Genomic DNA, 12968 nt, shown 5'->3' on the forward strand with positions numbered 1-12968 from the left:
TCGCGAGATGGCTACCGTGAGCGTCGGGTCGCCGCAGGCGACTCCCGCGCCCGGCATGCCCGGAGACGCGGGGGGCAGCACCACGGTGCTGCCCCCCGCACCGGCCGCGGCCCGCAAGCGGAGATTCGGCACCCGGCTCGAGCTGCTGATCCTGCTCGGACCGGCACTGATCGTCTTCGTCGCGTTCGTGATCTTCCCGGTCGCGCTCGCCGCGTACTACGGCTTCTTCAGCTGGTCCGGCTTCGGCGCCCCGGTCGACTTCGTCGGGGTTCGCAACTACGTCACGATCCTCACGGACCCCGACTTCCACGAGGCACTCGGGCACAACGCGTTCATCGTGGTGATGTCGCTGGTCCTGCAGGGACCGATCGCGATCGTGCTCGCCCTGCTGCTGAACCGCAAGATGCGGTTCCAGTCGCTCATCCGCGTGCTCATCTTCATCCCGTACGTGATCTCCGAGGTCGTCGTCGGCATCGGGTGGAGTCTCATGCTCCAGACCAACGGCGCCGTCAACGGGCTGCTGGAGCGGGTCGGCCTGGGTGCTCTGACGACGGACTGGCTGTCGGATCCGGGCATCGCCATCTGGACCCTGATGCTCATCATCACGTGGAAGTACATCGGCTTCGCGGTGATCCTCTTCCTCGCCGGGCTCCAGGGGATCCCCGAGGAGCTCTCCGAAGCAGCGGCGATCGACGGCGCTTCGTACTGGCAGATCCAGCGCCACGTCGTCCTCCCTCTGATGGGCCCCACGATCCGGATCTGGGCGTTCCTGTCGGTGATCGGCTCGCTGCAGCTGTTCGACCTCGTCTGGATCATCTGGGGGCAGTACGTCGCCTCCACTGCGGGAACCTCGACGATGGCGACCTACATGGTCGCCAACGGCCGCAACGCCGGCAGCTTCGGCTACGGCAGCGCCGTGGCCGTGGTGATGTTCGTCATCTCCCTCGTCGTCGCCCTGCTCTACCAGCGATTCATCCTGCGCCGCGATACGGCCGGCGCACTGACCGGAGGAAAGGCATGATGGCCGCCACCGCCACGGCGACCCTGATCGCCCCGGGTGCCCGGCGCACCGCTGCCCCCGGTCAGCGCCGGATCACCACCGCCCTGGTCGGATTCGTCGCACTGGTGCTCATCGCCCTGATGCTGGCACCGGTCGCCTACATCATCATCGGCGGGTTCCGCACGAACTCCGAGATCACCGTCGACCCGTCAGGGCTGCCGGCGGAGTGGAACTGGTCGAACTACACCGACGTGCTCGCCAGCGGCACGTTCTGGACGCAGCTGCTGAACTCCACGATCGCCGCGGGGGCGACGACCATCCTCGTGGTGGCCCTCGGCCTGATGGCCGCCTATGCGCTCTCGCGCTATTCGTTCCGAGGCCGCGGCGCCGTCTACGCGCTGTTCACGGCGGGGCTGATGTTCCCGATGACGGTGGCGATCACGCCCCTGTACATCCTGGTGCGCAACCTCGGCCTCACCAACAGCCTGGTCGGCGTCATCGTGCCGCAGATCGCGTTCGCGCTGCCGACGACGATCATCATCCTGGTCCCGTTCCTGGCGGCGATCCCGCGCGAACTCCAGGAGGCCGCGTCGATCGACGGATGCAGCAGGCTCGGGTTCTTCTGGCGGATGGTGCTGCCCCTGTCGGTTCCCGCGGTCATCACGGTCGGGATCCTGGCCTTCATCGGCAGCTGGAACGGCTACATCCTGCCGCTGTTCATCCTCAGCAGCGAGTCCACCTTCACTCTGCCCCTCGGTACGCAGGCGTTCGCGTCGCAGTACGCGGTGGACACGGCGAAGGTCCTCGCCTTCACCTCCCTGTCCATGATCCCCGCGCTGGTGTTCTTCAGCATCTTCGAACGCCGCATCGTGGGCGGGCTCACCGGGGCCGTCAAGGGCTGACCTCGACGGGTGCCCGCGGCATCCGCCCTTCCGAGAAAGAGTGAACGTGCATTCAGGGACCTCCTCGCGCGCATCGGCGCGCGTCCGCGAACTGCTCGGGCGGATGACGCTCGAGGAGAAACGCGCACAGCTGGTCGGCTACTGGGTCGACCAGGGGGACGAGGTCGTCGCGCCGATGGCCGGCGAGATGCAGACCTCGACACGCTACGAGGAGGCCACGGCCGCCGGCCTCGGCCACCTCACGCGGGTGTACGGCACACGACCCGTCGAGCCGCTGGAGCGGGCCCGATGGCTCTGGGGCGAGCAGCGGCGACTGCGCGAGCAGACGCGCCTGGGCATTCCGGCGATCGTCCACGAGGAATGCCTCACCGGATTGGCGGCCTGGAAGGCGGCGACGTTCCCGACGCCGCTGGCCTGGGGCGCGTCCTTCGACCCGGCGCTCGTGGCGGAGATGGCGAGCGAGATCGGACGATCGATGCGCGAACTCGGGATCCACCAGGGCCTGGCCCCGGTCCTGGATGTCATCCGCGATCCGCGCTGGGGGCGGGTGGACGAGTGCATCGGGGAGGACCCGTATCTGGTCGGCGTGCTTGGCACCGCGTACGTCCGCGGCCTGCAGAGCCAGGGCGTCCACGCGACGCTGAAGCACTTCGTCGGGTATTCCGCCTCGCAGGGTGGCCGCAACCACGCGCCGGTCCATGCCGGCTCCCGGGAGATCGCCGACATGCTCCTGCCGCCGTTCGAGATGGCGATCCGCGACGGCGGCGCGCGCAGCGTGATGAACTCCTACGCCGAGATCGACGGCGTCCCCGTCGCCGCGACGACGCGATACCTCACCGAGGTGCTGCGCGAGGAGTGGGGCTTCGACGGTGTCGTCGTCTCCGACTACTTCGCCGTCGCGTTCCTGGAGACGATGCACCAGGTCGCCTCCGATCGCGCCGATGCGGCCCGCGCCGCCATCTCCGCGGGCGTCGACGTCGAGCTGCCGAGCGGGGATGCCTTCGAACACCTCGCGGATCTGGTCCGCTCCGGCGCGCTGGATGTCGAGGTGCTCGATCGTGCGGTCCTGCGAGTGCTGTCGGAGAAGGAGGAGCTCGGTCTGCTCGACGAGCGGTTCGACACACCCCCGACGCACATCGACCTCGATTCCCCGGTTCATCGTGCGCTGGCCCGCACGCTCGCCGAAGAGTCCCTCGTGCTGCTGAGCAACGACGGCACGCTGCCGCTGCACGGCCGCGACACACGCCGCATCGCGGTGATCGGCCCGAACGCCGACAGCGCGGAGGCCCTGATGGGCTGCTACTCGTTCGTCAACCACGTGCTGGCCCACCACCCCGACTCGCCGCTCGGCATCGCGCTGCCGACCGTCCGCGAGGCGCTCGCTGCGCGGTTCGGCGATGCCGTGATCGAACACGCCGTCGGATGCGATGTCGAGGGCGAGGATCGTTCGGGTATCGCGGCCGCGGTCCAGCTTGCCCGGAGCTCGGAGGTCGCCGTCGTGGTCGTGGGCGACCGCGCGGGTCTGTTCGGGCGCGGCACGGTCGGCGAGGGCAATGACGTCGAGTCTCTCGAACTCCCCGGTGTGCAGCGAGAGCTGGTCGAAGCCGTGTGTGCGACGGGAACTCAGGTCGTGCTGGTCCTGCTCACCGGACGCCCCTATGCGATCGGCTGGGCGCTGCCGGAGCGGACGACCGGCAGCGGCGCCGTGACCGGCCTCGGTGCGGGACAAGCTCCGCGCAGGACTGCGGCGGACGCGCCGGATTCGCCTCGACCGGCCGCCGTGCTCCAGGCCTTCTTCCCCGGCGAGGAGGGCGGGCCGGCGATCGCCGCCGTCCTGTCCGGCGCGGTCGCGCCCTCGGGTCACCTCCCCGTCTCCCTGCCGCGCTCTGCGGGGGCGCAGCCGTTCTCGTACCTGCATCCGACGCTCGGCGGCACATCCGACGTGACCAGCGCGGGGTCAGACCCCCTGCTGCCCTTCGGTCACGGCTTGACCTATACGTCGTTCGCGCGCACCGACCTGCGGGCCGACGCATCCGTGACCGCGGGCGAGGCCTTCACCGCGACGGTGCGGGTGCGCAACGCCGGAGACCGCCCCGGCACCGACCTCGTACAGCTGTACGCCCGTGACGAGGTCGGCAGCGTCACCCGTCCGGTCGCGCAGCTGCTCGCGTTCGAGCGCGTGCGTCTCGAACCGGGTGAAGAGGTCGTCGTCCGCTTCGACGTGCCGACGCAGCGGCTTGCCTTCACCGGTCTGGCCGGTCGCCGGATCGTCGAACCCGGCGAGGTCACGCTCTGGGTCGGGCCTTCGTGCGTCGAACGGGAGACGGTCGCGGGAATCGTCGTCAGCGGCGACGTGCATATCGTCGGGCTCGACGAGCCGCGGATGGCACAGGCATCCGTCCAGCGCCGCGCGGACGTCCGCGTCGCCTGAGACCGGTGCGGAGTCGTCTCAGGCGCCGTGCCCTTGCCACCCGGCGAGGGGGGTGAGGGGAACGAGCTGGGGAACGATCGCCGTGGATGTCACCGGAACGCGAGCACCGCGGCCTGCGGACTCCAGCAGCGCGGTCATGATCTCGAGCACGTGCAGTGCGACCTCGCCCGAGGCCCGGCCAGGGCCGGTCACGAAGTCGATGAGACCGACGCCGCGTGAGGCGGCTTCGTAGCCCGCGCTCACCGGGAGCTCGATCACCTCCGTGGAGCGGGCGTTCCGCCGGAGCACGGTGCCGGAGAAGTGATTGGGATCGGGCAGCACCAGCATCCCCTCCACGCCGTGCACCTCGATCGGCTCGGCACGGGTCGAGGGCGCGTCGAAGCTGAAGGTGACCGTGGACATCGCCCCTCCACGGTGACCCAGCACCCCGGTGACGTGCGTGTCGACGTCCACCGGGATGTGTTCCCCGGCGCGCGGGCCCGACTCGATGATGCGGCGCTCGCGCGAACGGCTGCTCGCCCCCGCCACCCACGTCACGGGGCCGAGCAGGTGCACAAGCGCCGTGAGATAGTACGGGCCCATGTCCAGCAGCGGTCCACCGCCCTCGCGGTAGTAGAAGTCGGGGTGCGGATGCCATGCCTCATGGCCCCGCGACAGCCACGTCGCCGTCGCCGAGACGGGGGTGCCGATCATCCCGGCCTCCACCGCGGCCCGAGCCGTCTGCACGCCGGTGCCGAGCACGGTGTCCGGAGCGCCGCCGACCCGCCGGCCAGCTGTGTTTGCGGCAGCGAGGACGCGGCTCGCGGCGTCCAGGGTCGCCGCGAGCGGCTTCTCGCCGTAGACGTCCTTGCCCCCGGCGAGGGCTGCGAGCGCCACCTCCTCGTGCGCGGCGGGAATGGTCAGATTCAGGACGGTGTCCACGTCGGCGTGGGCGTACAGGTCCGACGGCGTGAGCGCGAGCGCCCCGGGGATCGTCTCCGCGACCGCCGCCGTGCGCGCGGGATCCAGATCCGCGACGGCGGTGATCTCCACGCCGGCCGCGCCTGAGAGGGTGTCGAGGTAGGCCCGCGAGATCACGCCGAGGCCGACGATGCCGATCCGGCGCCCGGTCACGAGCGGGCCGCCCAGAGCATGCCGCGCTCGATGATCGTGCGCACGTTGTCGTCCGCAAGCACGTCGACGCTGTGCCCGGCCGTGCAGACGAAGACCCGGCCGCTCCCCCACGATCGCGTCCAGACAGCGGGAGAGGTCACCGGCCGATGCCACGGATGATAGGGCTGCGGAGGATGCGTGGTGGTCGCCAGCACATCGTTGAGGTCGTCGTGCAGCACCCAGTACTGCTCGGTCTCCAGGGCGAAATCCTCCAGGCCGGCCGTGATCTCGTGCGTGCGGCCGAGATCGGTCAGCTCGATCGTGTAGCCCAGGTAGTTGTCGGTGGAATCGCCGACGCGCAGCGACGGCTCCTTGCCCGGGTGCGTGGCGAACTGGCCGCCGACGAGCTGCAGGTAGTCGGAGGAGCCGCGATACGAGTCGGCGATGCCGCCGTGCCAGCCGGCCAGTCCGCATCCGGCCTCCACCGCGGTGCGCAATCCGTCCAGCGCTTCACGGGAGATCTCCGACATCGTCACCGACTGGACGATCAGGTCTGTCTGCGCCATCGCAGCGGCATCGGCGTACACCTCGTTCGAGGACTCGACCCGCACATCGAATCCGCTGTCGCGCAGGAACGGCAGGAACAGCTCGGTGGCCTCCACCGGCTGGTGCCCCTCCCATCCGCCCCGGACGACGAGTGCGCTGCGGCTCATGTGCGTGCTCCCTGCTTCGTTGAGGACTCGTCCATCGTCGTCGCTCTCTTCGAGAGTGGCCGACACAGACCGCGGCGTGGGGGGTTTTCGAAAAGCCGGTCCGGCGCGACGAGGGAATGATGTGGGCCGCGGCGCGTTGGCCCGAGCATGACAACAGTGGGAATCATCGGAGCAGGACACATCGGTTCGACCCTGGCGCGGGGTCTCGTGGACCGAGGCTATGACGTCGTGATCAGCAACTCGCGGGGTCCTGAGACCCTGACCGATCTGGTCGGCGCGCTCGGCGAGCGCGCCACGGCGGCGACGGCGACGGATGCTGCGGCCGCGGGCGACTTCGTGATCGTGACCGTTCCACTGAAGGCACTCGACGCGGTGCCGGTCGCCCCGCTGGCCGGCAAGATCGTGCTGGATACGAACAATTACTACTGGGAGCGCGACGGGCGCATCCCGGCTCTCGAGGACAAGTCGACGACGACGAGCCAGTTGCTGCAGGACCACCTCCCCGATTCGAAGGTCGCCAAGGCGTTCAACCACATCACCTCGGGTGACATCCTGACCGACGGCACCCCTGCAGGTACCGCCGACCGGCGCGCACTCGCGACGGCGAGCGATTTCGAGGACGCGGCCGCGCTGGCCACCGACCTGTACGACGAGTTCGGATTCGACACGGTCAACGTCGGTCCGCTCGCCGACAGCTGGCGGGTCGAGCGCGACCGGCCCGCCTACGTCGTCCGCCAGAACAAGGACGAGCTGACGGCGAACCTGGCCCGCGCCCAGCGCTGAAGGGCCGGGCGACCGCGTCGCAGATCCTGCGGTCTTTCCCCAGCGATGCCGCGCTCGCGGGCCGAGGGCTTATCGTTTTCGCGTGGGCACCATCTACTACGGCGGGTCGGCGACACCGATCCACATCGACGATCGGGCACTCGCGCACCTGAAGGTCGTCATCTCGACGAAGCTTCGCCGCAGCGAGTCGTTCACCGTGTCGTGGCGGCACCCCGAGGATCAGCCGCGCGGGCGCAGCACGATCTGGCTGCATCCGTCGATTCCGCTGCGGTTCGTCTTCGACGACCCGGAGCCAGCCGAACTCAGCCGTGAGTGGATCGAGGAGCTCGCCAACTCCGCGAACTCATCGGGCGGCATCACGCTCATCGCCGGCCACTTCGATGCCGACGCCGCCGAGATCTCGGATGAAGGGGTGTCGGAGCTGGCGGTGGGCAAGGTCGAGGTGGAAGAGCTCTCCATCGACAAGCTGACGGTCGCCGGCACGGAGATGGCACCGCTGGATGTCGAGGGAGCGCAGAAGCGCTCGCTCGAGACGGCAGAGGTCCCGGTTCAGCCGGCGGGCTGATCCGACGGCGCCGGCGCTGAATCCTCCGCCGGCTCCGGCGTGATCGTCAGACCGTTCGGGCCGCTCGCGACCTGCATGAGGTCTTCCACCCACGCGCGGTTGATGCGGGGCTGACGGCTGCCGAAGAAGTGGAACTGGATGGGCACCGACGGGTGCATCCAGAAGCTGCGTCGACCGCTGCCGTCGCCGACCTCGACGTCGAACATGAATGCTTCGGTGCGGCGCAGCTTGTTCATCACCACGATGCGCAGGTGCGCCAGCGTGCGATCGTCGATGTCGACCGAGTTCGCCATTGTGTCGTAGATGAACCTGCCCATCCTTCGAGCGTAGTCGTCCCCCCGTGTTTGCGGAGGGGGAGACGACATCCGCCGATCAGCGCGGGGCGAAGGCGGCGCGCAGCAGCGCACGCGCGCGTCGCGCCACGTCGGCTCGCTCGTCGTCGCGGGTTCTGGCGAGGGCGGTCGCCAGCATCCCCACCGCCAACATCACGTCCTCGGTGTCGACGTGCGCGCCGACGTGGCCGAGGGTCTGCTCGCGCTCGAGGAGCGTCGCAACGACGCTGCGGAACCGGATGCCCAGCGGGGCGATCCGCGGATCGTACAGATCGGCGGTGATCAGTTCGATGAACGCCGTGGCGACCATCGCCTGATCCACGACGCGATCCAGCAGATCGTCGATCGTGCGCTCCGCCGGGGCGGTGACCGCTTCGAGGTCGATGAGATTCTCCTCGAACACCGCCACGGCGAGCGCGGTGCGATCGGGGAAATGCCGGTAGAGGCTCCCCTGGCCGACACCGGCCCGCTTGGCGACCGCGCTGAAGGGCGCGCTCAGGCCGTCGATGGCGTACACCTCACGGGCAGCGGTGATCAGGGCGCGCCGATTGCCGGGACCGGCCGCGGGTCCGCGGTTCGGCCGCTTCGGCTCTTCCTCACCGTTCAGCACCCGTGTAGCCTAGTACCGGACACACTTGTCCGGTCGAAAGGACCCGTCATGAGCACCACCGCCCTCACCGCCGATTCATCGATCGCCGCCTGGCTCGACGATCCGACGGGAAACGCCATCCTCACCGCGATGCTCGCCGAAGGCGGCCAGTCGCCCGAGGTCTTCAAGCCGATCAAGCGCCTCGCGATCAAGCGCCTCGTGAAGATGAGCCGAGGAGCATTCACGCAGGAGATGCTCGATGACCTGGTGCGTCGTGCCGCGGCCGGCGATGTTCCGGCCGGCGAGGCGCCTGTGCCGCCCGCGCCTTCGGCCGACGCGGCGGCGCCGGCTCCCGCCCCGACGGTCGTCCTGCGGGAATGGACCGAGCGCGTCGATCAGGGCCGCTTCACCGGTCAGACCGTGATCGTGACCGGCGCCGGCTCGGGCATCGGGCGCGCCACCGCGTCGCGGATCGCGCGCGAGGGCGGTCGCGTCATCGCGGTCGACGTCAGCCAGGCGCGCCTCGACGAGTTCGCCGGAGCGCACTCGGATGCCGAGGTGGTGGCCCTCACCGCTGACATCACCGACGACGCGGGCGTCGCCCGCATCCTCGAAGCGGCCGGCGGCACGATCGACGGCCTGGCCAACATCGCCGGGATCATGGACGACATGACGCCGGTGGGCGACGTGTCCGACGCCGTGTGGGAGCGGGTGTTCCGCGTCAACGTCACCGGAACGATGAAGCTGATGCGTGCCGTGATCCCCACGATGCTCGCGCAGGGCGGCGGGTCGATCGTCAACACCGCATCGGAAGCCGCGCTCCGCGGCTCGGCCGCCGGGGTCGCCTACACCGCGTCCAAGCACGCCGTGGCCGGACTCACCAAGAGCAGCGCGTTCATGTACGGCCCGAGCGGCATCCGCGTGAACGCCGTGGCCCCGGGACCGACGATCACCAACATCGAGGCTTCGTTCGGCTCACCGCTGGGCGCGGAGCGCATTCAGAACGCCATGGCGATCATGCCCGACCCGGTCGAGGCCGATGCCCTCGCGGCATCCATCACGTTCCTGCTCTCGCGCGACGGCGTCAACGTGAACGGCATCATTCTGGCCAGCGACGGCGGCTGGTCCGCCGCGTAGCCTCAGGCGGTCCGGCGGCGCATGATCGCCGCCGCCGAGACCGTCGCTGCCAGCACCAGCACCACGAAGACGATGAGGACCCCGACGGCCGGAGCGAAGGTCAGACCGATGCCGACCGCGAGCACCGGGACGACCAGGCCCGCGTAGGCGATCAGGAACAGCAGCGCGAGCGTCTCGCCGGTGCGCCCGGCGGCCGCGACCGCGACGGCGGTGCCGATCGCGCCCTTGAACAGCACGCCCACGCCGAGGCCCGCGATGACGCCGCCGCCGAGGAACAGAGTCAACTGCGGGATCACCGCGCCCGAGGCGACACCGGCGAGGCCGACCGCGCACGCGATGATCGCGATCGTGAACTGCGTCCGCTGGCGCACCGAGGCCAGGGCGATCTGGCCGACGGCGGCCGCCGCGAACACGGAGAACGCCGCCGCGCCGGCGAGCAGGTGATCGTCCTGGCCGAAGGTGCCGACCAGGAAGGTTGGTGCGAGCGAGCTGAACAGGCCGAAGACGGCGAACCCCGCGAACGCCCCGAAGCCGGCGACGAGGAAGATCGAGCGGGATGCCGCGGGCACCGACAGCCGCTGAGGCCGGTAGGGCCGCGGCGTGGCGGCGACCGTCTCCGGCACGCTGAGCAGCGCGAGCGCCTCGGCGGCCAGGAGCGCCAGGAACACGATGTGCGGGAGGACCAGCGGCGCGGGAAGGAACTCCGCGAACAGCCCGCCGATGAGCGGTCCGAGTGCGAGGCCGCCGAGGTTGGCCGCACCCGAGACGGTCGTGGCGATGACGGATCCCTCGCCGGGCCTCGCCCGGGCGCGCAGCTCGGCGAGGTGAGCGGTCGCCGTCGCCGAGAGGATGCCGATGCTGACGCCGTTCACCAGGCGCGCGGCGATGAGCCCGGGGACCTCGCTCCACGCCAGGAACATCACGGCGGACAGCATGGAGATGAGGACGGCGATCACCAGCATCCGTCTTCTGCCCACCCAGTCGCTGACGTGCCCGGCGAGATACAGGCTGAGCATCACGCCGACCGCGTACGCAGCGAAGATCACCGTGATCATGCCGACCGGGAACCCGTCGCGCTGCTGGTACAGCGGATACAACGGCGTGGGCACGGTGGAGTACGCCATCGTCGTGAGAAAGACCGTCGCGACGACCCAGAATCCGGCGCCGTGCCCCATGCGTGCCACGCGCTCAGCGTACCGACCGCGCGGGGGTACGGACGTTCACGGTTCGGGGCGCAGTCGACCCCCCGTCGTCAGAGACCGGTGAGCGCCGCGTCCAGGTCGGCGATCAGATCCGCGACGCTCTCGATGCCGACCGAGAGGCGCACCAGCTGCTCCGGAACGGCCAGCTCCGTGCCCCGCACGGACGCGTGCGTCATCGCGTCGGGGTAGTTCATCAGCGACTCGACGCCGCCGAGCGACTCGGCGAGCGTGAAGAGGCGCGTGGATTCGGCGAGCTTGCGCGCCGCGGCGGCATCGGCGAGCTCCACCGACACGATCCCACCGAACCGGCTCATCTGCACCGCCGCGAGCTCGTGACCGGGGTGCGCCGGCAGGCCCGGGTAGTACACCCGGGCGACCTTGTCATGGGCGTCCAGGAACTCCGCGATCGCCTGGGCGTTCTCGCTGTGCCGCTGCATGCGCACCGCGAGCGTCTTGATGCCGCGCGTGGTCAGCCAGGCATCCAGCGGCCCTGAGACGGCACCGACCGCGAACTGCAGGAACTTCGCCTGCTCGTGGACCGCGTCATCGTTCAGGACCAGCGCGCCGCCGACCACATCGGAGTGCCCGCCGAGGTACTTGGTCGTCGAGTGCACGACGACGTCGGCGCCGAGGGCGAGTGGCTGCTGCAGTGCGGGCGAGGCGAAGGTGTTGTCGACCACCACGAGCGCGCCCGCGGCATGCCCGAGCCGCGCGAGCCCGGCGATGTCGGTGATCCGCAGCAGCGGATTGCTCGGCGTCTCGACCCACACGATCCGAGCCGGTCGTTCGTTCAGCGCGGCCTCGACGGCAGTCAGGTCGCTCATGTCGACGATGCGCAGGCCCACGCCCCATGGCGCCAGTACGCGGGCCAGCAGCCGGTACGTGCCTCCGTAGACGTCGCTGCCCAGCAGCACCTCGTCGCCAGGCCTGAGGACGGCGCGCAGCAGCGCGTCCTCGGCGGCCAGACCCGAGGCGAAGGACAGCGCGTGCGCTCCGCCCTCGATCGCGGCCAGCTGCGATTCGAGCGCGGTGCGCGTCGGGTTGCCGCTGCGGCCGTACTCGTACCCTTCGCGGAGCCCCCCGATGCCGTCCTGCGCGTACGTCGTGGAGAAGTGCACGGGGGGGATCACGGCGCCCGTCGTCGGATCAGGAGCCTGCCCGGCGTGCACGGCACGCGTCTCGAACCCTCGCGGGGTGGTCTGGTCGCTCATGCGTCTGCTCCTGTACCGGGAAGGGCGGGAAGATCGGATGCCGGTGCTGCCACGTCCTGGCCGTTGGCGCGCATCCAGTCGTCGTCGAAGATCTTGTTGAGGTAGGCGCGGCCGTGGTCGGGCAGCAGCACGACGACCACCGCGTCGGCCGGAAGCTCGCGTGCGGTGCGCAGCGCCGCAACGACCGCCATGCCGCTGGATCCGCCCACCAGCAGTCCCTCTTCGCGGGCGAGACGACGGGTCATCGCGAACGACTCGGCATCGCCGACCCGGTGGATCTCGTCCACGACGGACGGATCGTAGGTCTCGGGCCAGAAATCCTCTCCGACGCCTTCGACGAGGTAGCCGTGCACGGGTCCGCCGGAGTAGATGGATCCGTCGGGGTCGGCACCGACGATCCGGACGCCGCCGTCGGAGACCTCGCGGAGGTAGCGGCCGGTCCCGGTGATCGTGCCGCCGGTGCCGATCCCTGCGACGAAGTGCGTCACCCCGCCGTCGGTGTCGCGCCAGATCTCCGGGCCGGTCGATTCGTAGTGGCTGCGCGGACCATTGTGGTTCGCGAACTGGTTCGGCTTGAACGCGCCGGGGATCTCCCGCGCGAGGCGATCCGAGACGCTGTAGTACGAGCGCGGGTCGTCGGGCTCGACGTCGGTGTCGGTGACGACCACCTCGGCGCCGTAGGCCTCGAGCACCGCGACCTTCTCGCCGGCGAACTTGTCGGGCACGACGAAGACCATCCGGTACCCGCGCTCCAGAGCGATCAGGGCGAGCCCGACGCCGGTGTTGCCGCTGGTCGGCTCGACGATGGTGCCGCCGGGCCGCAGCAGGCCGTCACGCTCCGCGGCATCGATGATGTTGCGGGCGATGCGGTCCTTGGACGATCCGCCGGGGTTGAAGTACTCGACCTTGGCGAGCACGGTCGCGGCGATGCCGTCGGTGACGCGGGTCAGCTGGACGAGTGGGGTGTTGCCGACGAGTTCGGCGACACTGCGGGCATAACGCACGGTGGGA

12 protein-coding genes and 1 pseudogene are annotated in these 12968 nt (G+C 70.0%); 6 read left to right on the forward strand and 7 right to left on the reverse strand.

Features of this window, described 5'->3' with window-relative positions; all coding sequences use genetic code 11:
* Nucleotides 1-7 precede the first annotated feature (7 nt).
* From BLT19_RS00665 to BLT19_RS00675, 3 genes are read left to right on the forward strand one after another with little or no spacing between them, the layout of a single operon-like run.
* Nucleotides 8-1021, forward strand: coding sequence for a carbohydrate ABC transporter permease (locus BLT19_RS00665; protein WP_091484999.1), 1014 nt, complete (start codon nt 8-10; stop codon nt 1019-1021).
* A complete protein-coding gene (locus tag BLT19_RS00670) occupies nt 1021-1902 on the forward strand; it encodes a carbohydrate ABC transporter permease (protein WP_172825568.1) in 882 nt (293 codons plus the stop codon). Before BLT19_RS00665 ends, BLT19_RS00670 begins: the two co-directional genes overlap by 1 nt.
* A gap of 46 nt (nt 1903-1948) precedes the next feature.
* The gene (locus tag BLT19_RS00675) at nt 1949-4333 is read left to right on the forward strand and encodes a beta-xylosidase/alpha-l-arabinosidase (protein ID WP_456237926.1); all 2385 of its coding nucleotides are present in this window, start codon (nt 1949-1951) and stop codon (nt 4331-4333) included.
* A gap of 18 nt (nt 4334-4351) precedes the next feature.
* Here the strand turns inward: BLT19_RS00675 and BLT19_RS00680 are convergent, their stop codons facing one another.
* Nucleotides 4352-5446, reverse strand: a complete 1095-nt coding sequence (locus BLT19_RS00680; protein ID WP_091485005.1) for a Gfo/Idh/MocA family protein — start codon at nt 5444-5446, stop codon at nt 4352-4354.
* Complete coding sequence (locus BLT19_RS00685) at nt 5443-6138, reverse strand: ThuA domain-containing protein (protein ID WP_091493016.1); 696 nt, start codon at nt 6136-6138, stop codon at nt 5443-5445. The genes BLT19_RS00680 and BLT19_RS00685 overlap by 4 nt, the downstream gene beginning before the upstream one ends.
* A 147-nt stretch (nt 6139-6285) precedes the next feature.
* Between BLT19_RS00685 and BLT19_RS00690 the strand changes: the two genes are divergently transcribed.
* Both BLT19_RS00690 and BLT19_RS00695 read left to right on the forward strand, forming a co-directional pair.
* A complete protein-coding gene (locus BLT19_RS00690; protein ID WP_091485007.1) occupies nt 6286-6921 on the forward strand; it encodes an NADPH-dependent F420 reductase in 636 nt (211 codons plus the stop codon).
* An 82-nt stretch (nt 6922-7003) separates the two neighbouring features.
* A pseudogene (locus tag BLT19_RS00695) lies at nt 7004-7291 on the forward strand (DUF7882 family protein); the annotation flags it as partial.
* A gap of 179 nt (nt 7292-7470) precedes the next feature.
* Here BLT19_RS00695 and BLT19_RS00700 read toward each other — a convergent pair.
* Both BLT19_RS00700 and BLT19_RS00705 read right to left on the reverse strand, forming a co-directional pair.
* Nucleotides 7471-7803: a DUF7882 family protein gene (locus BLT19_RS00700; RefSeq protein WP_091485009.1), complete on the reverse strand. Its 333-nt coding sequence runs from the start codon at nt 7801-7803 to the stop codon at nt 7471-7473.
* A 55-nt stretch (nt 7804-7858) separates the two neighbouring features.
* Nucleotides 7859-8428, reverse strand: coding sequence for a TetR/AcrR family transcriptional regulator (locus BLT19_RS00705; RefSeq protein ID WP_091485012.1), 570 nt, complete (start codon nt 8426-8428; stop codon nt 7859-7861).
* A gap of 48 nt (nt 8429-8476) precedes the next feature.
* On the opposite strand from BLT19_RS00705, the gene BLT19_RS00710 reads away from it, so the two are divergent.
* A complete protein-coding gene (locus BLT19_RS00710; protein WP_091485014.1) occupies nt 8477-9544 on the forward strand; it encodes an SDR family NAD(P)-dependent oxidoreductase in 1068 nt (355 codons plus the stop codon).
* Between the two features lie 2 nt (nt 9545-9546).
* Here BLT19_RS00710 and BLT19_RS00715 read toward each other — a convergent pair whose 3' ends face one another.
* The 3 genes from BLT19_RS00715 to BLT19_RS00725 all read right to left on the reverse strand — a co-directional run bounded on the left by BLT19_RS00715 (nt 9547) and on the right by BLT19_RS00725 (nt 12961).
* Nucleotides 9547-10719 carry an MFS transporter gene (locus BLT19_RS00715; protein WP_091485016.1) on the reverse strand — a complete coding sequence of 391 codons (1173 nt, stop codon included), beginning with the start codon at nt 10717-10719 and terminating at the stop codon, nt 9547-9549.
* A gap of 77 nt (nt 10720-10796) precedes the next feature.
* On the reverse strand, nt 10797-11957 hold the full coding sequence (locus BLT19_RS00720) for a cystathionine gamma-synthase (RefSeq protein WP_091485018.1): 1161 nt from the start codon (nt 11955-11957) through the stop codon (nt 10797-10799).
* The gene (locus BLT19_RS00725) at nt 11954-12961 is read right to left on the reverse strand and encodes a PLP-dependent cysteine synthase family protein (protein ID WP_091485020.1); all 1008 of its coding nucleotides are present in this window, start codon (nt 12959-12961) and stop codon (nt 11954-11956) included. The genes BLT19_RS00720 and BLT19_RS00725 overlap by 4 nt, the downstream gene beginning before the upstream one ends.
* Between the last annotated feature and the right edge of the window lie 7 nt (nt 12962-12968).

Source organism: Microbacterium pygmaeum (assembly GCF_900100885.1).
Taxonomy (GTDB): Bacteria; Actinomycetota; Actinomycetes; order Actinomycetales; family Microbacteriaceae; genus Microbacterium; species Microbacterium pygmaeum.